The organism is Curtobacterium sp. S6 (assembly GCF_000710345.2).
Lineage (GTDB): Bacteria > Actinomycetota > Actinomycetes > Actinomycetales > Micrococcaceae > Rothia.
In genome coordinates this window covers 771,563-792,403 of the sequence record NZ_JHEL01000015.1, presented here as the reverse complement: position 1 = coordinate 792,403, position 20,841 = coordinate 771,563, and the positions used below count along the sequence as shown (strand labels likewise).

The 20,841-nt window shown below is 63.2% G+C and carries 16 protein-coding genes and 1 tRNA gene; 12 read left to right on the top strand and 5 right to left on the bottom strand.

Annotated elements, in window-relative coordinates; all coding sequences use genetic code 11:
- The first annotated feature begins 74 nt into the window (after positions 1 to 74).
- A complete protein-coding gene (locus CURSPS6_RS05805) occupies positions 75 to 653 on the top strand; it encodes a M48 family metallopeptidase (RefSeq protein ID WP_035810682.1) in 579 nt (192 codons plus the stop codon).
- A gap of 49 nt (positions 654 to 702) precedes the next feature.
- On the opposite strand, the gene CURSPS6_RS05800 is transcribed toward CURSPS6_RS05805, so the two are convergent.
- Positions 703 to 2,097, bottom strand: coding sequence for a zinc-dependent metalloprotease (locus CURSPS6_RS05800; protein ID WP_035810242.1), 1,395 nt, complete (start codon positions 2,095 to 2,097; stop codon positions 703 to 705).
- Between the two features lie 216 nt (positions 2,098 to 2,313).
- On the opposite strand from CURSPS6_RS05800, the gene CURSPS6_RS05795 reads away from it, so the two are divergent.
- The 3 genes from CURSPS6_RS05795 to CURSPS6_RS05785 all read left to right on the top strand — a co-directional run bounded on the left by CURSPS6_RS05795 (position 2,314) and on the right by CURSPS6_RS05785 (position 6,854).
- Positions 2,314 to 3,396: a PDZ domain-containing protein gene (locus tag CURSPS6_RS05795; RefSeq protein ID WP_035810240.1), complete on the top strand. Its 1,083-nt coding sequence runs from the start codon at positions 2,314 to 2,316 to the stop codon at positions 3,394 to 3,396.
- Positions 3,397 to 3,566: 170 nt separating this feature from the next.
- Positions 3,567 to 6,620, top strand: a complete 3,054-nt coding sequence (locus CURSPS6_RS05790; RefSeq protein WP_035810238.1) for a UPF0182 family protein — start codon at positions 3,567 to 3,569, stop codon at positions 6,618 to 6,620.
- 160 nt (positions 6,621 to 6,780) lie between these two features.
- Positions 6,781 to 6,854, top strand: a tRNA-Met gene (locus CURSPS6_RS05785).
- A 190-nt stretch (positions 6,855 to 7,044) separates the two neighbouring features.
- On the opposite strand, the gene CURSPS6_RS05780 is transcribed toward CURSPS6_RS05785, so the two are convergent.
- The 3 genes from CURSPS6_RS05780 to CURSPS6_RS05770 all read right to left on the bottom strand — a co-directional run bounded on the left by CURSPS6_RS05780 (position 7,045) and on the right by CURSPS6_RS05770 (position 9,918).
- Positions 7,045 to 7,377 (bottom strand): ArsR/SmtB family transcription factor, encoded by a 333-nt coding sequence (locus CURSPS6_RS05780; protein WP_030014791.1) that lies wholly within the window; start codon positions 7,375 to 7,377, stop codon positions 7,045 to 7,047.
- Between the two features lie 97 nt (positions 7,378 to 7,474).
- Complete coding sequence (locus tag CURSPS6_RS05775) at positions 7,475 to 8,194, bottom strand: PspA/IM30 family protein (RefSeq protein WP_030014789.1); 720 nt, start codon at positions 8,192 to 8,194, stop codon at positions 7,475 to 7,477.
- 113 nt (positions 8,195 to 8,307) lie between these two features.
- Positions 8,308 to 9,918, bottom strand: a complete 1,611-nt coding sequence (locus CURSPS6_RS05770; protein ID WP_152978065.1) for a TPM domain-containing protein — start codon at positions 9,916 to 9,918, stop codon at positions 8,308 to 8,310.
- A 261-nt stretch (positions 9,919 to 10,179) separates the two neighbouring features.
- Between CURSPS6_RS05770 and CURSPS6_RS05765 the strand changes: the two genes are divergently transcribed.
- Positions 10,180 to 11,790: a S1C family serine protease gene (locus CURSPS6_RS05765; protein ID WP_082470122.1), complete on the top strand. Its 1,611-nt coding sequence runs from the start codon at positions 10,180 to 10,182 to the stop codon at positions 11,788 to 11,790.
- A gap of 79 nt (positions 11,791 to 11,869) precedes the next feature.
- Here CURSPS6_RS05765 and CURSPS6_RS05760 read toward each other — a convergent pair whose 3' ends face one another.
- Positions 11,870 to 12,334 carry a tRNA (cytidine(34)-2'-O)-methyltransferase gene (locus CURSPS6_RS05760; protein ID WP_030014785.1) on the bottom strand — a complete coding sequence of 155 codons (465 nt, stop codon included), beginning with the start codon at positions 12,332 to 12,334 and terminating at the stop codon, positions 11,870 to 11,872.
- A 135-nt stretch (positions 12,335 to 12,469) separates the two neighbouring features.
- On the opposite strand from CURSPS6_RS05760, the gene CURSPS6_RS05755 reads away from it, so the two are divergent.
- From CURSPS6_RS05755 to CURSPS6_RS05725, 7 genes are all read left to right on the top strand, one after another.
- Positions 12,470 to 13,675, top strand: coding sequence for a cysteine desulfurase family protein (locus CURSPS6_RS05755; protein WP_030014783.1), 1,206 nt, complete (start codon positions 12,470 to 12,472; stop codon positions 13,673 to 13,675).
- A gap of 96 nt (positions 13,676 to 13,771) precedes the next feature.
- Entirely contained in the window at positions 13,772 to 14,947 is a 1,176-nt protein-coding gene (gene mnmA, locus CURSPS6_RS05750) for a tRNA 2-thiouridine(34) synthase MnmA (RefSeq protein WP_030014782.1), read from the top strand.
- Positions 14,948 to 15,029: 82 nt separating this feature from the next.
- Complete coding sequence (locus CURSPS6_RS05745; RefSeq protein ID WP_030014780.1) at positions 15,030 to 15,422, top strand: chorismate mutase; 393 nt, start codon at positions 15,030 to 15,032, stop codon at positions 15,420 to 15,422.
- Entirely contained in the window at positions 15,419 to 16,444 is a 1,026-nt protein-coding gene (locus CURSPS6_RS05740) for a hypothetical protein (RefSeq protein WP_030014779.1), read from the top strand. Before CURSPS6_RS05745 ends, CURSPS6_RS05740 begins: the two co-directional genes overlap by 4 nt.
- 152 nt (positions 16,445 to 16,596) lie before the next feature.
- On the top strand, positions 16,597 to 17,286 hold the full coding sequence (gene mtrA, locus CURSPS6_RS05735; RefSeq protein WP_030014777.1) for an MtrAB system response regulator MtrA: 690 nt from the start codon (positions 16,597 to 16,599) through the stop codon (positions 17,284 to 17,286).
- 6 nt (positions 17,287 to 17,292) lie between these two features.
- On the top strand, positions 17,293 to 19,110 hold the full coding sequence (gene mtrB / locus CURSPS6_RS05730; RefSeq protein WP_235503680.1) for an MtrAB system histidine kinase MtrB: 1,818 nt from the start codon (positions 17,293 to 17,295) through the stop codon (positions 19,108 to 19,110).
- On the top strand, positions 19,107 to 20,819 hold the full coding sequence (locus CURSPS6_RS05725; RefSeq protein WP_030014775.1) for an LpqB family beta-propeller domain-containing protein: 1,713 nt from the start codon (positions 19,107 to 19,109) through the stop codon (positions 20,817 to 20,819). Before mtrB ends, CURSPS6_RS05725 begins: the two co-directional genes overlap by 4 nt.
- The last annotated feature ends 22 nt before the right edge of the window (positions 20,820 to 20,841 follow it).

Sequence of the window (20,841 nt, the reverse complement as noted above, 5' to 3'; positions counted from 1 at the left end):
TGTGGCTGAAGGATCGAGGCTCGTCGCAACCGACGCGATGCGGGAGGCGAGCCGTGCCCGGTAGACTGCGAAGGATGCCGACCGAATCGCCGCGTGAGTGGCTCCCCGCAGACGCGTCGCGGCCCGACGTCGAAATTCGGCGTTCGGCCCGTCGACAGAAGACCATCGCGGCCCGGTGGGAGGGGGACCACATTGTGCTCCTCGCGCCCCGGTCCCTCTCGCGGAAGCTGGCGGCCGAATACGTCCACCGGCTCCTCCCCAGGCTCATGGCGGAGGCGCGAAACGCCGAGAAGGATCCCCGCCGTACCGACGCACATCTGGCCGATCGGGCCGCGGAGTTGTCCGCGCGGTATCTGAACCGCCGCGTGGGGCCCACGCGGATTCGCTGGGTCACGAATCAGAACACCCGGTGGGGCTCGACGACTCCTTCGACGGGGTCGATTCGCATCTCACATCATTTGTGGGGAGCCCCGGAATACGTTCTCGACTACGTGATTCATCACGAGCTGTGCCACCTGATCGAGCCGTCCCACGATGCTCGGTTTAAGCGGCTCGAAGCGTTGTACCCGCACGTCGATCGGGCCAAGACCTTCCTGGACGGCATGATCTTTGAGCGGTCGAGGACGGAACGGCCGGCCGGGCCTTCGGCGTAGGGCCCGGCCGGATCGTGGGAGGTCTTGGCCCGGGACGTCGCTCCGCGGCTTAGTCCTTGGGTTCCGAGGGGTCGGAGCCGGAATCCCCGGACGATTCGTCGGGGTCGTCGTAGCCGCCCGAGAGGAGCTTTTCGAGGGCCGCGTCCATCTCTTCGTCGGAGGCGTTCAACAGACCCCGTTCCGTGCCGAAGTTTTGGGGATTGTCGAGGTCCTCGTCGGTCGGCAGGTTCTCGGGCGCTTCCCAGAGGGCATCGCGCTTCTCGATGCCGTGGCCATCTTCGTAGCCTTTCCAGAATTGGGAGGCTTCCCGCAGACGGCGGGGCCGCAATTCGAGGCCGATGAGGGACCCGAAGGTCTTCTCCGCGGGCCCGCCACCCGCGCGACGGCGTCGCAAAGTCTCCGTCAACGCCGCCGCGCTCGGCAGGTTCTTGGTGGCTTCCGTGCTGACATGATCCACCCAGCCCTCGACCAGGGCCAGCAACGTTTCCAATCGACGCAGAGTGACCTTCTGGTCTTCCGTGAGCGTCGGCTTGAAGATGTCTCCGCTCAGGGCCTCCTGCAAGGACTCCGGATTAGTGGGATCCATCTCGCGGGTCGCGTCTTCGATGCGGTCCATGTCCACGTGAATACCGTGCGAATAACGCTGGATGAGGTCCAAGATATTCTCCCGCAACCACGGATTCGCCCGGAACAGACGGATGTGTGCGGCTTCTCGGACCGCCAGGAACAGCATGACCTCCTGTGCGGGAAGATCCAGGCCTTCGCCGAATTCCGCGATATTGGCCGGGAGCAAGGCGGAGCGCCCGGGGGAGAGGGGAAGCCCGATGTCGGTCGAGGCGACGACCTCCTTGGACAGTTCTCCCACGGCCTGGCCCAACTGCATGGCGAACATCATTCCGCTCATGCCGCCGATCATGGACGCGCCCTGACCCAGCATCGACTTCATCTCTTCCGGCATCTGCTGGGTGAGCGCCGTGCTCATCGCTTCCGTGATCGAATTCGCCACGGGCTCGGAGATCTCTCGAAAAGTATCGAAGCAGTTTTCGATCCATTCACTGCGTGACCACGCTTCATCGGCCATGGCCGCCCGATCGAAATCAATCACGGGATCGAGCCAAAGCTGGGCGAGTTGGGCGGCGTCCTTGACCGCCGACTTTTGCGTGCTGGTCACGGAGGGGTCTGCGTTGTCCGCCGTCGCGAGACGTCGCGCGTGATCCCGGGCTTGCTCCCAGTTGGCCGATCCATCGGCGTTCATGCCCGACATCATCGACTGAATCTGGGAAAACATGCCGGACATCATGGCCGGGTCCACGGGAACGCCCATGCCCTGAAGATCCTCCGGGTTGATGTTTTGTCCCGAGGAGAGTTTCCGGAACAACTCTTCGAACGGGTTGTCCTCGTTGTCGTCGTGGTTGCCGTTGTTGTAGGGGTCGTTGGGGCTCATGACACCTCGTGGTCGTTGGTTACCGCGAGACCACCTGCGCCTCACGGCATCTTTCTCTGTCTCCATTAAAGAGCACGACCCAGGGCGCCGTCAGGGCAACGCTTGAATTTCAGCTCATGGCACAGCCGTGCGGCGGTCGACTCCCTCGGCGAGCGTCAGCTGCGCGGTGGGTTAAGATGGCCAGGCAGTTCATCGTCCAGGCAAGAGAGCACGCTCATGTCCAAACCCCAGACCCGTCGCCTACGCACCCGGCGGTTCCGCCGCCCCCAGCTGGGCACGGTCGCGGGCTTGGTGACCCTGGTCCTGGTGGCGGCCGGCGCGCTCCTTCCTCCGAAATTCGTCACCGAGGGCGCCGGACCGACGTTCAATACGATCGGTGAACACGACGGTAAACAGCTGATTTCCATTACCGGTCACCCGACCTATCCGCCGAAGGGCGAGCTCGACATGACCACGGTCTATGTATCGGGGGGACCCAACGGGCCGACCGGTGCCCTCAACGTGTTGAGCGCGTGGCTGAATCCCGACCGGACGGCGCTGCCCTCGGATGCCCTGTATGACCCCTCCATGACCCGGCAACAGGTCAGCTCGCAGAACACGTCCGACATGACCGATTCCCAAACATCGGCCCAGGCCGCGGCCGCCACCTATCTCTCGATGGACTACTCGACCACCCTGACCGTGATGGGGGCGACCGACGACGCCGCCGCTCGTCTGAACCACGGAGACGTGCTGACCTCGGTCGACGGGCAACCGCTGAAGAACTACGACCAGCTGAAGAAGGCCTTGGCCGACGGCAAGGGCTCACCGATGAACCTCGGGTACACCACGAGCGGTGGTGAGAAGCGCACGATCACGGTCGAGCCCACCCGGGACCAGTCCTCGGGCCAGTATCGGCTCGGCCTCTACCTCAAGTCCGACTACTCCTTCCCATTTCAGGTCAACTACGGCCTCGAACAGGTCGGTGGTCCCAGCGCGGGGATGATGTTCACGCTGGGGATCATCGACGAGCTCACCGAGGGAGACATGACCGGTGGCCGTCACTTCGCCGGGACCGGAACCATTGACGCCGGCGGAAAGGTCGGCCCGATCGGTGGGATCCGCCAGAAGATGATCGGCGCGAAGTCCGATGGCGCCTCTGTGTTCTTGGCGCCCGCGGATAATTGCGACGAAGTTGTTGGTCACATTCCGGACGGATTGTCCGTCGTGAAGGTCGGCTCGATCGACGAGGCCGTGCATGCCGTCGAGGCCGTCGGCCAGGGCAAAGACCCCTCCACTCTGCCGCAATGTACCGGGTGATCCGGGGCGCGTGATCCTCTGGCAGGCTCCGTCATGAGTGGAGTTGCCCGTTTTAAACAGGCAAAATGGAATATCACGGCTTGTGATCGGTGAGAATCGGAAACGCCGTGATGTGAGATTGAGAATAATCTCGCCTCGTCTTTCCACCGCACTGCTAGTTGAGGAATCCCGTGGCCACAGGACCTTCGTCTCCCCGCTCATCCGCCGCATCGACGGGCAATCGCCCGAAAAAGCGTGGCCGCCCACTTCTGACGACGTTCATCATCGTCGTCGCGCTGGTGATCGCCTTCGTCTACGTTTCGCAGGTCTACACCGAGGTTCTCTGGTACAACCAGCTGGGCTACATCGGGATCTTCCTGCGCGAAAACTTCATCAAGATCGGCGTCTTCCTCGCGGGATTCCTCTTGATGGCCCTCGCGATGTGGGTCAGTCTCCGAGCGGCCTGGAAGCATCGCCCGGCGGAGCGCCCCCAGCGCCCCCGACCCGCAGCGGGTGGGGAACAGCAAAAGTCGGCCGGCGCCGATCCGATGAGGGATCTCCAAGCGGTCTTCAACCAGAACATGGAGCGGTATCAGCAAGCGCTGGAACCTATGCGCCGCATTCTGATGATCGCCATTCCGGTGGTCGTCGGCCTGTTCGGCGGGCTGACCCTGCTGGCTCAGTGGGACACGGTTGCCCTGTTCTTCGCGCGGGAGCCCTTCGGACAGACCGATCCGCAATTCGGCTTTGATCTCTCGTTCTTCATGTTCACGTTGCCATTCCTGCGACTCGTGGCCGGATACGTGATTACGGTTCTGGTTCTCGCCGGAATCGGTGCCCTGGTGACTCAGTATCTCTATGGCGGAATCGTGGTCCACGAGCGCGGGATCGGCACCAGCAAGGCCGTCAAAGTGCATTTGGGCATCATCGCCGCGCTCTTTCTGATCGTGCTTGCAGGGAATTTTTGGCTCGGGCGGTATTCGACGTTGCTTTCGAATAAGGGCTCATGGACGGGCGCCTTGTTCACGGACGTCAACGCCGTGATGCCTACCAACGCGATTCTTGCCATCGCGGCCGTGATCGTTGCTGCCCTCTTCGTGTACTCGGCCTTCGCCGGGAGGTGGCGGTTGCCGCTGATCGGAACGGCCATGTTGCTCGTGGTCTCGCTGGTCGCGGGCGGCCTGTATCCGTGGGCCGTTCAACGCTTCCAGGTCACGCCCACGGAGCAAGCGATGGAGAAAGACTTTATCCAGCGCAACATCGACATGACCCGCAACGCTTACGGCTTGAGCGACATTAAGTCTCAGAACTACGAGGCAACGGTGGAAACCGGGCAGGGCGCCCTCGACGGTGACACCTCGACCGTTTCGAATATTCGTCTCTTGGATCCGAACGTTGTGTCGAATTCGTTCGCGCAGCTCCAGCAGTTCCGCCCCTATTACCAATTTGGCAAGTCCCTTTCCGTGGACCGGTACAACGTCGACGGAAAGAATCAGGACACCGTGATCTCGGCGCGGGAGCTGAACCCGGAACAAAATCAGGGTTGGTATAACCAGCACGTCGTCTACACGCACGGATACGGCGTCGTGGCCGCGTACGGCAACCAGGTCGAGGCCGATGGCAAGCCGAAATTCATGCAGGAGGGCATCTCTGCCAAGGGCGTGATCTCGCAGGATTATCAGCCGCGCATCTACTTCGGCCAGTCATCGCCGGATTATTCGATCGTCGGCGGGTCCGACGGCGACGAGAACCTCGAGCTGGATCGGCCGCAGACCACCGACGACAAGGGTGCCGGGGACGCCAAGTACACCTATACCGGTCAGGGCGGCCCGAAGATCGGCAACTGGTTCAATCGGCTCGCGTATGCCATCAAATATCAGTCCTCCGATCTCTTGCTCTCGAACGCGGTCCGTCCCGATTCGCAGATTCTCTACAACCGGGACCCCGCGGATCGAGTGAGCAAGGTTGCCCCGTATCTCAAGGTGGACGGAAACCCGTACCCGGCGATCGTCGACAATAAAGTGGTGTGGATGGTTGATGCGTATACGACCTCGAGCAACTATCCGTATTCGACCCCGACCTCGCTCGGCGATGCGACCCAGGATTCGCAGACCAAGGCCGGTGGCTCCAAGGCGTTGCCCAATGAAAAGGTCAACTACATTCGAAACTCCGTGAAAGCGACCGTGAACGCTTACGACGGCTCGGTTGATCTCTACGCCTGGGACGACCAGGATCCCGTTCTGAAGGCCTGGCAGAAGGTCTTCCCGACCACGGTCAAGCCGTATTCCGAGATGAGCGCGGACCTGATGAACCACGTGCGGTACCCGGAGGACCTCTTCAAAGTTCAGCGCGAACTATTGAATCGTTATCACGTGACGGACGCCAATAGCTTCTACGCGAGCGACGACGTGTGGCAGACGCCCAAGGATCCGACGCAGGATCAAGCGACTGACCTCCCGCCGTACTACATGTCCCTCCAAATGCCGGGAGACAAGCGAACCCGCTTCTCCTTGACGAGCTCCTTCATTCCGCAGCAGTCGGATTCCAACACGCGCAACGTCATGTACGGATTCGTCTCGGCTAACGGTGACGCGGGTACGGGCAAGGACGGCGTCAAGGATCCGGATTACGGGACGATGAATCTGCTCGAGCTCCCGCGGAACTCCGTGGTCCCGGGCCCCGGACAGGCGCAGAACCTCTTCGACTCCGATACCAATGTCTCCACCGAGCTGAACCTGTTGCGCCAGGGTGCGTCCCGGGTGGTCAACGGTAACCTGCTGACGCTCCCGGTGGGTGGGGGAATCCTGTATGTCCAGCCGGTCTACGTGCAGTCCAGTGGCGACGCTTCCTACCCGACGCTGCGTCGTGTGCTGGTCGGCTTCGGGGAGAAGGTCGGCTTCGCACCGACGCTCGACGAGGCATTGAACGAGTTGTTCGACGGCAACTCGGGCGCTCAGACCAGCAAGGACGCGGGCGTCGACGCATCTCAGGCGGATTCCGGCAAGTCCGATCAGGGCGACAGCGGCTCCAGTGGCGAGTCGCCGGATCTGAAGAAGTCCCTGGAGGACGCCAATAAGGCGATGCAGGATTCTTCAAAGGCCATGAAGGACGGCGACTGGGCGGCATACGGTCAGGCGCAGGATCGGTTGAATAAGGCCTTGGACGAGGCGTTGAAAGCCGATGGCGCGAGTGCATCGCCGAGTCCTTCACCGTCTGCCAGCCCGTCGTCGACCAACGGGGGCTAGGGGATCCTCAGAGGCTCCCATCACGGAGTAGCGGAGCCGCTCGTGAGGCGCGACAAAGGTCGTGCTTCACGAGCCGGCGGTCCGCGTGGGTGATCTCAGGCACAAAAGCCCATTTGGGTTTGCACGCCCCCTCGGGGGTGCGTATAGTAAAACAAGTCGCCGCGGGGTGGAGCAGTTCGGTAGCTCGCCGGGCTCATAACCCGGAGGTCGCAAGTTCAAATCTTGCCCCCGCAACGAATAAGGGCCCCTAACTCACTGAATTGTGAGTTAGGGGCCTTTTGTTATGCCCGGGGACCAACCGAGGCGTGCTCGCGATGACAGAGGCCTAGGCTTTCCGTGCCGAAGGTCGCCTTTGGCCGTTTGCTCTCAGTCCACGTGAGCCGGTCTGATGTGCTCGTTCATAAGCCCAGGGGCCTGTTGATGTTTACCTGAGCGCACTCTGAGGCGCCTCGGAGGCCTCCTCGTGACGGCTGTGGCTCCAGGCATCGAGGAAGACGTGGGCCACGTGGTCGTCGGCGAGGCTGTAGTAAATAGATCGGCCGGCACGTCGGCTGTTGACCAGCCGTGAGTCGCGAAGAATCCTCAGGTGCTGTGACATGAGCGGTTGAGAGATATCTAAAGAATCGACGAGCTCCCCGACGGTTTTCTCTCCCTCGCTCAGCAAATGAATGGTCGCCGCGCGGGCGGGGGAGGACAGTGCCGAAAAGAGATGGCACACCCCCTGGTACGAGTCGAGGTCTACGGGGTCGTCGATCATCTGTGGTCTCCTGAAGCTCCGTGATGGCCCGCGCCGGCCCGAGGTTCCACCGGACTCGGTGGAACCTCGGGCGCGACGTCGGGCAGGGCGGGGCCGATTAGCTGGATTTTTTGTTCTTGAGCGCTGCGAGGCGGTTCTCAACCTCGGACTGCTGGCTGAGGTCTTCGAGAGATTCGAATTGGGCATCCAAGGACGACGCGGCGAGCTCTTCCTGCCCTCGAACCCTCGCCTCTTCCCGGCGCACCTTTTCCTCGAAACGGCTGACCTCGCTCGTGGAATCCATCAGGTCGAAGGCCTTTAGGGAATCGTTGACCTGGCTCTGTGCCTGTGCGGTCTTCTGGCGAGCGTTGAGCTCGTCACGCTTCCGCGACAGTTCGTCGAGCTTCGAGCGCATCTTGTTAAGGCCGTCTTTGAGCTTTTCGACGGTCTGCGTCTGCGTGGCAATCTGAGGCTCGGCGTCCTGGGCCTCCTTTTCGGAACTCATCTGACGTTGCAGCGCGACCTTCGCGAGGTTGTCGAATTTATCGGCATTCGCGGTGTCGCCGTCGGCGCGGTACCGATCGGCGGTATCTGAAGCGGCGATGGCCTTCTGGCCCCATTCCTCGGCGTCCCGAAGATCTTCCGCGTGGTCCTGTTCGAGCATGCGGAGGTTGCCAATCGTCTGGGCCACGGCCTGCTCGGCTTCGACGATGTTGTTCTTGTAGTCCCGCACCATCTGGTCGAGCATTTTCTGCGGGTCTTCCGCGGAATCAATCAGGGCGTTGATATTGGCCTTGGCCAGCTGCCCGATGCGTCCGAAAATCGATTGTTTTGCCATTGCTGTCCTCATTTCTCGGGTCCGGTATGGAACCGCGTTGTTTCTCCGATGTGTTCAGGAAAGGCGTCGAAAGTATGTGGCGTAGGGGAAGAGAGAAGAGGGAAGAGACCGGGTCAGAGCCCTCGTCCGGTAAACCCACCTCCAAAGCCTGGGGCGCCGCCCGCGCCAGGGCCTCCCTGGCCGATGGAGCTTCCCGGGAAGCCACGTGCTCCGCCCTGACCGAAGAAGATGCCACCCAGGGCCGCGGAACCGAATCCACCGGCCGGGCCGTAGCCCTGCTGGGAGAACTCGCTGACATCTCCCATAGCAATGCGTTGGGCGTCTTCGGCCAAGCGGATCGCTTGATTGGCGTGGTTGAGGGCTCCGCTGGGATCCGAGACACGTAGCTTTTCTGCCTCGTCCACGTGGCGTTCGGCCTCGCGGAGGCGGGTTCGGGCCTCAGACTGAATGCCGCCGCGCCGGGAACGGACGTAGTCCGCCGCCGAGGTCAGACGGGCCTGGGCCGAGAGCATCGTATGAGCCAAGGTTTCGCGCGCGGCGCGATCACGCTGGTTCTGATCGCGGATGCTTTCGAGCCCTTTATCCAGTTCTCGGCGCGACTCTGAGAGGCGACGAGACAAGGCCAGGGGGTCAATGGGCCCCCGCTGCCGGGCGGCTTCGATCTCTTGGACGACGGACTCAACGCTCGCGGTGCTACCGGCCAGGTCCGAGAACGCGCCGCGTTGCATCAACGAGGAGGTCTCCGCGAGGTCGGTTTTGGCCTGGGCCGTAGCCTCGCTGAGAGCCTTGTCGGCTCGGTCCAGCTCATCGCTCGCATGCCCGATGGCCTCCAGCAACCCGGTGGCCTGGCCCACCGCCTCTTCCCCCGATCGAATATTCACGACGGCTTCGGAAGAGTCGCCCGAATTCAGCGCTTGGCGAGCTTGACGGGCGACGTGCTCGGCGAAGGCCAGTCGGTCTTCGGCCTCGCCCAGGTTCTCGGAGACCGAGGACGTGGCCTCGCTCGCATAATGTTCTTTGAGGGCGGAATAGCGCTCGGTCCAGGAGGGGATCGAACCCCTTGCGGTGAGAATGTCGGCGTCGAGTTCGTCGAGGGCCTCAGGCGCCCGACGTTCCAATTGGCGGAGCGAGGAAAAATTCTCCTCGTGCTGTTTCAAGGACTCTTGAGCCGAAGTGCATCCGGCGATGATCTCGTTTAACCATGTCCGTTGGTCCTCTTCGGTATCGGGGATGTCGTCATCGAGCTGATTCTGCAGCTGAAAGCTGCGGCGCATGTGGGCTTTGGCCTGGTCGATGGCGATGTGAAAAGGACGGATTTGATCCTCGCCGAATTGGGCCTGCGCAAAGGCCACTTCTTGCTCCGCGTGGGCAATGGCATCATCGGTGCTGACGAGGAGACTCCCGGCGCGGGCCCGAAGGTCGGCCACCGATGCGGAGGGCGCCGTTCCGGGAGCCGAGTACTTGGCCGCGGCCTGCGAATAGCGATCGACCTGCCGCGATCTCCTGGACCGGGTCGTGATGTACCACCAGACCAAGGCCACCGCCAGGGAGATGACCACCAGAATCCCGATTCCCGTGAACAGCCCCGTGATCCCCGCGCCGAGGACCGGACTCGCCGCTGGAACGGGCGGTGCGGCCACCGCGGGTCTGCTGATGCAGATCATGACGCAGGCCATGGGCAGACCCCAGGCGGCGGCACGTGATCGGCGTCGAGAGGTAGGCATGCTCGGACCTCAATTGTTCCGGGAAAACTTGTGAATACCAGTCTAGGACCAGGGTTCCCGATTTTTGGCGGTCGTCCACAGGCTCTTCGCGCAGAGCGTGGCCGCGCACGACGCATGCTCGAAAAGCTCCAGTAAACTTCCAGAAACCGCACAAGACTCCCACAGTCCGATCGGACATAGTCGGGGAAGACCCATATCGCACAAAATGGATTTCCTCTGTGTACGGAGATCACGGCGAGACCGTGAGATGAAAGGCGAGACATGTCTCAGAACCCGGAAGACAACCGACACTCTTCTCTGAACGGCGGCTCGGACGAGGACCGCACGCCTGAGGCCCCCGGGGGCTATGAGTACATTCGTCCCGGTCAGGATTCCGAAAGGACCGAACCCTACCCGCAACAGCCTCCGCGGGACGGCGGCGACCGAACCCAGCCACTCCCGCAGTACGGCTCGTACGAGGGAGCCTCTGACGCCAACGGTGCCTACGCGGGGGAACGCGGCGAACAGGCGCCCCAGAACGGTTACGGCAATCAGTACGGAGGATACGCGTACGGAACGCCGGGCGTGGGGGCCCACGACTCGCAGTCCTACGGCTACGCGTCGCCCAATCCCTATGCCGCCGGTTCGCCGAAAGGCCGGCAACACCGCTTCGGTACCGGCACTCTGATCGGTGGAATGTTCTTGGCGGCCCTCTTGGGCGGGGGCGTGGCCGTCGGCGCCGGAGCACTCCTGAATCACGAGGGCAGCTCGACCTCCGCCGCGGGCCCGGAGACCACGATCGTCAACAACAAAGACTCCGTCAACGCGGTCACGGCCGCCGCCCAAAAAGCATCGCCTTCGGTGGCCACGATTTCGGTCAGCGGGGGGCAACAGAGCGGTTCGGGCTCCGGCGTGATCTTGGACGATCAGGGGCACATCCTGACCAACACGCACGTGGTGACCCTCGACGGCACGAGCAGCAATTCCACGATCCAGGTCAAGCTATCTAACGGGGCCGTCAAGGACGCCAAGGTGGTCGGCACGGACCCAACGTCCGACCTGGCCGTCATCAAGGTAGACCCGAGCGGCCTTAACCTGACGCCGGCTTCCATGGCCGATTCCAGCTCGCTGAACGTGGGCGACGTCGCCGTGGCTATCGGAGCCCCCCTCGGGCTGGACGGAACGGTCACGGACGGCATCGTGTCGAACCTGAACCGCACCATTTCGGTGGCTTCTTCGGCGGCGCCCGACGACGGGGGCTCATCGGACGGCGACCAGGGCAGCTCATCGCCGTTCCAGTTTGAGTACCCGGATAAGAACGGGGGAACTAAAAACAGCCAGTCCACCAAGTCGATCGCCCTGAACGTATTGCAGACCGATGCGGCGATCAACCCCGGCAACTCAGGCGGCGCCCTCGTCAATTCCAAGGGGGAAGTCATCGGCATTAACGTGGCCATTGCCTCGGCCGGTGGGCAGAGCGATTCGAGCTCAGGATCCTCGGGCAATATCGGCGTGGGATTCTCGATTCCGATCAATTACGCCAAGCGAGTGGGGCAAGAAATCATCGACAACGGCTCCGCCTCACACGGAATGCTCGGGGCCACCGTCTCGTCCAGTCCGGCTGGCGGGTCGAGTTCTTCGGACAGCTCCTTCACCAATGGCGCGCTGATCAAGGACGTCTCCTCGGGATCTCCCGCGGCAAAAGCCGGCTTGAAGAATGGAGACGTGGTGACCAAATTGAACGGACACTCGGTGTCGGATGCGGAATCGCTGACCGCTGCGGTCCGTGAAGCCTCCGCGGGTCAAGAGGTCGATATCAGCTACACCCGAGGCGGAAACACGACCGACACCAAGGTCACCTTGGGGGACGCCGCGAGTTCCTCCGGGAAATAGTCGCGAACACTGAGGGGCCCGAACCAAGGACGCATGGTTCGGGCCCCTCTCGTCGTAGGCGGCGGGAGTCTGCGGTGGCCTAGAGGACTCCTCCGTACCCGTTCTGTCGCCACGCTTCGTACACCGCGATCGATGCCGAGTTCGCGAGGTTCAAGGAGCGACGCCCCGCGATCATCGGGATGCGTACCAGCTCACTGATGCGGGCGTCGTGCTGGACCTCCTCGGGCAGGCCCACCGATTCCGGGCCGAAGACCAAGGTGTCGCCCGGGCGGTACGCCACTTCCGCGAAATTGGTGGTACCCACGGTGCTGAAGGCGATGAGTCTGGACCCCTCCAGCGCGCGGAGCGCATCCTCGAAGGTCTGATGAACGGTGACGACCGCGAGATCGTGGTAGTCCAGACCGGCGCGGCGCAGATGCGAGTCTTCGAAAGAGAATCCCAAAGGCTCGACCAGATGGAGGTGCGCACCGGTCACCGCGGCGAGGCGAATCGCGTTGCCGGTATTTCCGGGGATTTCGGGCGTATAGAACAGGATATTGAACACGTCGGGTCATTCTAGTCCGGCCACCCCGTCAGGTTCTCACCCATCTGCGGGGAGATTAGACTGATAACCGCCGAGACCGCTTTCACCGGTCCTCGAAAACGTTTGTGGACGATCCCATCAGGAGGGGTGCGCAGAGTGCACGGAGTCTATCTCGACAATGCGGCGACCGCGCCCGTCCTGGAGGCGGCGTTGGAGGCCATGGTCGAGCAGATGCGCGACGGCGGTAACCCCTCGTCCCTCCACGCTGCCGGGCGACGTGCCCGCATGGCCGTGGAAACCGCACGAGAAAGGATCGCCCGCGTGGTGGGCTCCGATCCGGCCGAGGTGATCTTCACCGCCGGTGGCACGGAAGCCGACAACCTGGCGGTCAAGGGGATGTACTGGAAGCGTCGGGAGCAGTCCCCTCAACGGCGCCGAATCATCGTGAGCCCGATCGAGCATCACGCGGTCAAGGACGCGGCCGTGTGGCTCGAAGACCACCAGGGGGCCGAACTTGACTGGCTGCCGGTGGATGAGCACGGCCGTGTGCGCCCCCAAGACCTCGAGGAGCGCCTCGCGTCGTCGGACGATGTGGCATTCGTGACCGTCATGATGGCCAATAACGAGGTCGGGACCATACAGCCGATAGCCCAGCTTGCCGAGGTGTGCCAACGGCACCACGTTCCGTTCCACACGGACGCCGTGCAGGCCTTCGGCGCGGTGGACGTGGATTTTCACGCCTTGGGATGCACCTCCATGGCGATTTCCGGCCACAAGATCGGGGCCCCGATGGGGATCGGCGCGCTGATCGCGACGCGGCAGGCGCCGCTGACGGCCGTGATCCACGGAGGCGGGCAAGAGCGCGATGTCCGGTCGGGGACCATCGATGCGCCCGCGATCGTAGGATTTGGGGTTGCCGCCGAGCACGCGTGCGGGCGGCTTTCGCAAGAGGCCCGGCGGATCGCGGCCCTGCGTGACGAGCTCGTCGAGGGCGTTCGAGCCTCTATCCCCGAGGCGGTTCTCCGAGGGCCTCAGGAGCTGTCGGTCGACCGGCGCCTTCCGGGAAATGCCCACTTCACCTTCCCCGGTTGCGAAGGAGATTCGCTGCTTTTCTTGCTCGACATGGCCGGCGTCCTTTCCTCGACCGGTTCAGCGTGCAACGCGGGCGTTCCGCGGCCGTCCGAAGTACTTTTGGCGATGGGCCTCAGTGAGGTCGAGGCCCGCGGTGCGCAGCGCTTTACCTTGGGCCACGGCACGACCAGCGCCGACGTCCAGAAGCTGGTCTCGACGTTGCCAGGCGCGTACGCGCAAGCGGTGGCGGCGGGGATGGCCGATCATGCGCCATCCGGTCCGTGGTCATGATTCCCCTCGTGGGAGGTGACTCGAGGAATAGCGAGGCCCGACGATTCGTTGTACCGTGGCGAGGCTGATCGGCACACCACGCGAGGAAGAAGGCACATGAGGGTATTGGCAGCGATGAGCGGCGGCGTGGATTCCGCCGTGGCGGCCGCGCGCGCGGTGGACGCGGGCCACGACGTCGTGGGCGTTCACCTGGCATTATCCAGAATGCCCGGAACCCTGCGCACCGGATCGCGGGGATGTTGCACGATCGAGGACTCCATGGACGCTCGTCGGGTGTGCGATACGCTCGGCATTCCGTTTTACGTCTGGGATTTTTCGGAACGGTTCAAGGAAGACGTCGTCGACAACTTTATCGACGAATACGCACAAGGGCGGACCCCGAATCCGTGCATGCGGTGCAATGAAAAGATCAAATTCGCCGCGTTATTGGAAAAGGCAGTTGCCCTCGGCTTCGACGCCGTTTGCACGGGCCACTATGCCAAGGTCATCGAAGACCAGGACGGCAACAGGCAGCTTCATCGCGCCGCCGATTGGGCCAAGGACCAGTCGTACGTGCTCGGCGTCTTGACGCATGAACAGCTCAAGCATTCGATGTTTCCCCTTGCTGAGACCCCGACCAAGGCCGAGGTTCGTGCCGAGGCCGAGTCGAGGGGGTTCTCGGTCGCCAAGAAGCCCGACTCTCACGACATCTGTTTCATCCCAGACGGCGATACCCGTGGCTGGCTCGAAGAGCGGATCGACCTGGAAGAAGGGGAGATCAAGGATACCTCGGGAGAAGTTTTGGGAACCCATCGCGGGGCCCGGGCCTTCACCGTGGGGCAGCGCAAGGGCCTGTCGATCGGGCGTCCGGCCTCGGACGGCAAGCCCCGTTTCGTGCTGGAGATCCGGCCGAAAACCAATGAGGTCGTCGTGGGGTCCAAAGAGATGCTCGCGGTCGACGAGATTCGCGGCATCCGTGAGAGCTGGGCGGGACTGCCGGTCCCCGAGATCCAGGGCTTTGACGATTCGCGTCCTTCCTTCGGGGATACCTCGGCGACCTTCGAGGTCTTGGCTCAGGTCAGGGCCCACGCGGATCCCGTGCCCGCGACGGCTCACGTGACCATCGGCGAGGTGGACGGCGACGAGGCGCGCGAAATCGTGATTCGCCTCGAAGAACCCCTCCGCGGGGTGGCGCCCGGCCAGACGGTGGTCCTCTATCAAGGCACCCGAGTTCTCGGGCAGGCGACCATCAATCGGTCCTACTCCCTTTCACGCCCGGACATCGCCGGCTGAGTGACACTCATCGGTAGGCCGGGCGAGTCACCGTCCGCCACGTAATGCGTTGTGGCGGCAAGAAACCGTAGACTGGTGAGCCATGACGTCATCTCCCGAGCATCACGAAAACTTCGACGCTCGAGCCAGTTCGCTCGATGAGGCCGATCCGGCGGTTTTCGACGAGCTGCTCCGCATGCGGGGCACGATCGACAACATCGACGCCGCGCTGGTCCACATTCTCGCCGAGCGTTTCAAGGCCACGCAGCGCGTCGGGCACCTGAAGGCGCAATATCGATTGCCCGCCGGAGATCCGGGAAGAGAAGCCGCCCAGATCGAGCGCTTGCGGACCCTGGCCGAAGAGGCGCACCTGGACCCGGAATTCGCCGAAAAATTTCTCAACTTCATCATCAGCGAGGTCATCCGGCACCATGAGCGCATAGCCGATGACCACCGCCAGGCTCAGGGCGAGGACGACGCCCCCGCGGCCCCATGACCGAGATGTCTGGGCCTGACGATGCACGTCCGGTCGCCGCGTCGACCGGCATTCTTCCCGGAACCGATTTTCCCGAGGCGCTTCGTGGGTCGCGGGGAGAGCTGGGCGCGCCCCACCTGACCCCGTTCCCGGTTCTCGGCGACCGGGGATACGCCGCGACGAGCACGGCACGGTCGATCACCGTTTTGGCTGAGCTCTCGGCGGACGGCCAGCCTTTCGGATGGCGGTTACGTCACCATGAGAGCCGGGAATCCAAGGCCGCAGCCTCCATGCTGCGTAGCGATATCAACGTGTTGGCAGACGTCGTGGGCTCGGCCGGCGGAGGGCATCGCGGCCACACCGTGGTATCCCTGACCGGGCCGGTGACCTTGGCCGCGGAGCTGAAACTTGCCAACGGGGAATCCGCGATCAGCGACCACGGGGCCCGGCGAGATATCGCCGCGTCCCTCAACGAGGGGCTAAACGACCTCGTCGCGTCCCTGCGAACGGCCGTCGACGGGGAAGACGTCTCGATCCGGTGGTGCGAAACGCGGCTCGGCGACGCGATGGACGGGACCATCCCGACCTCGAGCGGGTACCGCACCCTGCGCTCCGTTCCGAGGGCCGAGGTCCGTGACGTTCTCGCGGAGTTATCCCACACCACCAGGTCACTGGGCGTGCGGAGCGTCTTGGACACGGGCGGCGCCCTGGCCGCTCCCGAGCTGGGACGGACCTTCGACGCCTTGGCGAGCCGTCCCGTGGGGCGTGGCGCGAAGGAATGGGAGGCGATTGCGGGCGCCGTCGACGCAGGCCAGGACGTCTGGTTGGGTGTCTCGCCCGTCGACGAGCGCGAGAGCACGGTCAACGTGATCCATTCCTTCTGGACGACCTGGCGAGATCTGGGTCTGGGCGGTGCCGAGGCCGGGCGCATCCGGGTCGAAGAGGATCGCGATGTGGGAGGCGTATCACCGGCCCATGCGTTGCGAGTTCTGAGTCGAAGCGCCGAAATCGCGGAAGGGCTCTGGGATATGGCCCGCGAGTAAGCGGCCAGCCGGACCGGCAGTCGACCCTGCCGGATGCCGCGGCGGGCTGGGCGGACAGGAGAAACCAACTCGCGTAATGTTGAACCGGACAGCATCCTCAAGACCGGATACGCGTGTGAGCATCCACGGCCGGAGTTTCGAAAGGAGCGCGAGTGAAGGCGCGAATTCTAGTAGTGGACGACGACGAAGCCCTCTCCGAAATGGTCGGCATCGTCTTGTCCAACGAGGGCTATGAGCCCACCTTCTGCGATGCGGGCGACCGCGCCGTGGGCGCCTTCGAAAGCTACGATCCGGATCTCATCCTTCTCGATCTGATGCTTCCGGGCATGAGCGGGATTGATGTGTGTGAACGCATCCGCGAAACCTCCGATGTCCCGGTCATCATGTTGACAGCCAAGTCGGACACCGAAGACGTCGTCCGGGGGCTCGAGGCCGGTGCCGATGACTACATCGCCAAGCCGTTTAAACCCGCCGAGCTCTTGGCCCGCATCCGTACGCGATTGCGCACCGGAGAGACGCGTTCCGCGGAACGCATCGAAATCGGCGATCTCAGCATCGATCTGGCCGGACGCGCCGTGACCCGGGGGGAGGAGACCGTGCGCCTGACCCCCCTCGAATACGATCTTTTGGTCAACCTTGCCCAAGAGCCGGGGCAGGTCCTCTCACGCGACCTTCTCCTGGACCGCATCTGGGGTTACGACTCGGACGCGGACCGTCGTCTTGTCAACGTTCACGTCCAGCGTCTTCGCGCGAAGATCGAGAAAGACCCGGAGAAGCCCGATCTCATCCAGACGGTGCGTGGCGTTGGCTACAAGGCCAACGCAAGCCAAGTGCGCCGCTGAGACCTTATGGCTAGGCACACACCCGAGGGCAGGGGACGCCGGATGATCGGCATCGCCCCGGCGGTATTCCGGGGCATTCGTCGTCGCTGGCGGGAATCGTTGCAATTCTCCGCCGTGATCGTCGCAACGTCATTGGCCTTGGTCGCGTTCATCTTTGCCGGAAACTTCCTGTCGAGCCAGATCGCCAACAGCCTGTTCAAAGAACGGCAAGAGCAAGCGCTGGAGGAGTCTTCGAGCGGCTTCTCCGATGTCCAAAAGATCTTTGATAATGCGGTGGCTTCGGACCAGACCGAGGTCCAGTCACTCATGCGCGAGACCCTGACCATCCTGGAAAATCACGGCGCGGATGCGAAGCGCCAGTGGGTTCTTATCCCGGTGGACTACAAGCACAGCCAGGGATACGTGGGCCCGCTCAGCCAGAACGACTGGATGACCTCGTCTTCGGTCCCCAAGCAACTTCAAGACCAGGTCGCGGCGGAAAACGGCGTGTTTTGGCAGTCTTCTCAGGTGCGAGCCAACGGCAACGGCCCGGAAACCCCCGTGATTTTTGTCGGGACCAAGGTGCACCTGAACCAGGGCAACGATTACGCCCTCTACCTGGTCTACGATCTCTCCTCGTCACAGGACACGCTGAATTACATTCAGTTGGTGATCGTCGCTGGTTTTGCGGTCCTGTTGATCTTCGTGGCGACCATCGTTTGGTGGGTCACTCGATCGGTCATCCGACCGATCTCTCAGACAGCCCGTTCCGCGGAGCGGCTGTCCCGCGGACATCTGGGGGAGCGCGTCGCGGTGCGGGGAGAGAACGAGGCGGCGGTCTTGGGCACCTCGTTCAACCACATGGCTGACAACATCCAGGAGCAGATCGTTCAGCTAGAGACCCTGTCCAAGATGCAACAGCGTTTCGTCTCGGATGTCTCGCACGAACTCCGGACACCCTTGACCACGGTCAAGATGGCCGCCGAACTGCTGTACAGCGGTCGGGACAACATGGATGCCTCCTTCCAGCGCTCCACCGAGTTGCTTTATCACCAGGTGGACAGGTTCGACTCCCTGCTGGCCGACCTTCTGGAAATCTCCCGGTTCGACGCGGGTTCCGCCACACTGGACGTCGGAACGGTGGACCTGGGGGACCTGGTCGAGGATACCGTCGAATCAGTCCGCCCCCACCTGGAGAAACAACGCCTCGAGGTGCGATTCCACGGCCTGGAAGGGCGTTGCCCGGTCCAAATGGATTCGCGCCGAATCGAGCGGGTGCTGCGAAACCTCATGGTCAACGCGATCGAGCACTCCGAGGGGCAGCCCATCGATATCTACCTCGCGGCGAACGACTTCGATGCCGCGGTTGCCGTCCGCGACCACGGAATTGGAATGACTTCCGAGCAGACCCGCGAGGTATTCAACCGTTTCTGGCGTGCCGATCCCTCCCGCAAACGCACCTTGGGAGGCACGGGCCTTGGACTGTCGATCGCCGCCGAGGACACGCGACTCCACCAAGGCCGGCTCGAAGCCTGGGGCGAGCCCGGACAGGGAGCCTGTTTCCGGCTGACTCTGCCGGTGGTCCAGGGACGCCCCTCGGGGGATTCGCCCTTGGGCCTCCCGCCCGACGGCGTTCCGGATACGCCGGCATCCATCCCCGAGGTGGGGCGAAGCGAAGCCACCGAGGTGCAGCCGCCTCTCGACGCAGACGCCGCCGAGGGCCGGCGCGTGGACGGCGCGGCAGAGCCGGACGGTAGCCTCGCCGACGAGCCTGACCACCAGAATCGATCAGACGAGCAACCGGATGGACCTCGGGACGACGGCTCGGAAAAGGATTCGTCATGACGAACGGACGTACTCATCTCTCCCGACCCGGCCGCGGACGGAGGCTCGTCCGGGCCGCCGCGTGGGTCGGCGTCGTCGGGCTGTTGGTCGCGGGTTGCGGCAGGATCCCCACCAGCGGCCCGGTCTACCACTACAACGAACCCACGGCGAAGGCGACCAAATCCTCGCCCGCGTACTCGCCGTCGGGCCCCAGCGACGGCGACTCGCCATCCGAGATCCTCAAAGGCTTCATTAACGCGGGGACGGGAGTCGAAAATGACTACGCCGTGGCCCGCCAATTCCTGACCACGGACCTGGCCGGTACGTGGAAGGCTGAGGACCGGACGCTGGTGTATCAGGACGACGTGGAGGTCGACTCCGGAAAGAACTCGGATGAGTACACCGCCGGGGTCAAGGTGACCACCTCCATCGACGACCGGGGGATCGCCACGTCGTTCCGGAAGGCCGACGCCCAAACCGTCACGGCCAAGTTTGAGCAGGTCAACGGCCAATGGAGGATTTCCGCGATCCCGAACGGAACGATCCTGTCCCGCTCGGAATTCGAGCAGCTCTTCCACTCCTTCACCCTGTACTTTTACGACCCGACATTTTCCTTCGCGGTCCCGGATATCCGGTGGTTTGCTAACCGATCCACGGTGGCCACGTCGATCGTCCGGGTCCTCTTGCAAGGCCCGGCGCCCTACCTTTCGGGCTCCGTGGCCAGCGCTATTCCCGGGGGCACCAGCCTCATGCGGCAATCCGTGCCGATCAGCAATTCTTCGGCCGAGGTCGGGCTCACCGGGTCGGGTGTCTCGGACGCGGATCAGCTCACCCTGGAACGCATCCACACGCAATTGGAACAAACCCTTCAGGCGGGGCATTCGGCCAATTCGGTGCGGCTATCCGTCGATGACAAATCGGTGGATACCGGCAAGCTACCTGACTACGAGGCCGCCTCCATCGATCCCCAGGTGCCGAATCCGCAGGTCGGAGTGTTGGACGGAAATCTGGTGACGTACTCTGACGGGCAGTCGCGCAAGATCGCCGGTCTCGTGCCGGACGAGGTGCATCCGGCCAACCCCACGATGGACACGCAACGGCAGACCTATGCCTATACCAATGAAGACGGAAGCCACCTGGCGATTCGAAGCACGGGGGGTGGGGCCAAGGACGTTGACCTGTCCGGAAACATCTCGTCCCCGAGCTTCGACCCTCGAGGCTGGGTCTGGGGAGGAGACAAGGACGGCAGCGTGATTGCGCTCAACTCCCAAGGCCCAGACCAGGAGCCCCAGACCCTGTCCGCCGACTGGCTCAAGGGACAGAACATCCACTCGTTGCAGGTGTCTCGCGATGGCACGCGAGCCCTCGTGGTCACCGGCGAAGGCGACGGATCCCGGGTGTGGATGGCAGGGATCAAGAGAGACAAAGATGGTACGCCGCGGGGCCTGGGAGAACCCCTGAGGGTCGGGGCAACGCGAAACGTCACTCAGGCAACCTGGATATCCGACAGTCAGATCGCCGTGGCCAACGCGCAGGACGGGAGCGTTCAAATCGTCTCGCTCACGGGTGACACGCAGGACGTCAACGGGCTGTCGGATATCCAGCACATTTCCGGTGGCAACGGCAAGGAATCCATCTACGCACAGACCAGCACGGACACCTACCAGCTGACCGGATCAAGCTGGACAAGGGTCGATACGAAGGTCAGAGACCTCTCCTACGCCGGCTAGAACCGTCATCCACATCTCGGCG

Bases quoted from the DNA above. Each gene is read 5' to 3' on its own strand.
- CURSPS6_RS05805 (WP_035810682.1), top strand. From the start codon at position 75: ATGCCGACCGAATCGCCGCGTGAGTGGCTCCCCGCAGACGCGTCGCGG.
- CURSPS6_RS05800 (WP_035810242.1), bottom strand. From the start codon at position 2,097: ATGAGCCCCAACGACCCCTACAACAACGGCAACCACGACGACAACGAG.
- CURSPS6_RS05795 (WP_035810240.1), top strand. From the start codon at position 2,314: ATGTCCAAACCCCAGACCCGTCGCCTACGCACCCGGCGGTTCCGCCGC.
- CURSPS6_RS05780 (WP_030014791.1), bottom strand. From the start codon at position 7,377: ATGATCGACGACCCCGTAGACCTCGACTCGTACCAGGGGGTGTGCCAT.
- CURSPS6_RS05775 (WP_030014789.1), bottom strand. From the start codon at position 8,194: ATGGCAAAACAATCGATTTTCGGACGCATCGGGCAGCTGGCCAAGGCC.
- CURSPS6_RS05770 (WP_152978065.1), bottom strand. From the start codon at position 9,918: ATGCCTACCTCTCGACGCCGATCACGTGCCGCCGCCTGGGGTCTGCCC.
- CURSPS6_RS05765 (WP_082470122.1), top strand. From the start codon at position 10,180: ATGTCTCAGAACCCGGAAGACAACCGACACTCTTCTCTGAACGGCGGC.
- mnmA (WP_030014782.1), top strand. From the start codon at position 13,772: ATGAGGGTATTGGCAGCGATGAGCGGCGGCGTGGATTCCGCCGTGGCG.
- CURSPS6_RS05745 (WP_030014780.1), top strand. From the start codon at position 15,030: ATGACGTCATCTCCCGAGCATCACGAAAACTTCGACGCTCGAGCCAGT.
- CURSPS6_RS05740 (WP_030014779.1), top strand. From the start codon at position 15,419: ATGACCGAGATGTCTGGGCCTGACGATGCACGTCCGGTCGCCGCGTCG.
- mtrB (WP_235503680.1), top strand. From the start codon at position 17,293: ATGGCTAGGCACACACCCGAGGGCAGGGGACGCCGGATGATCGGCATC.
- CURSPS6_RS05725 (WP_030014775.1), top strand. From the start codon at position 19,107: ATGACGAACGGACGTACTCATCTCTCCCGACCCGGCCGCGGACGGAGG.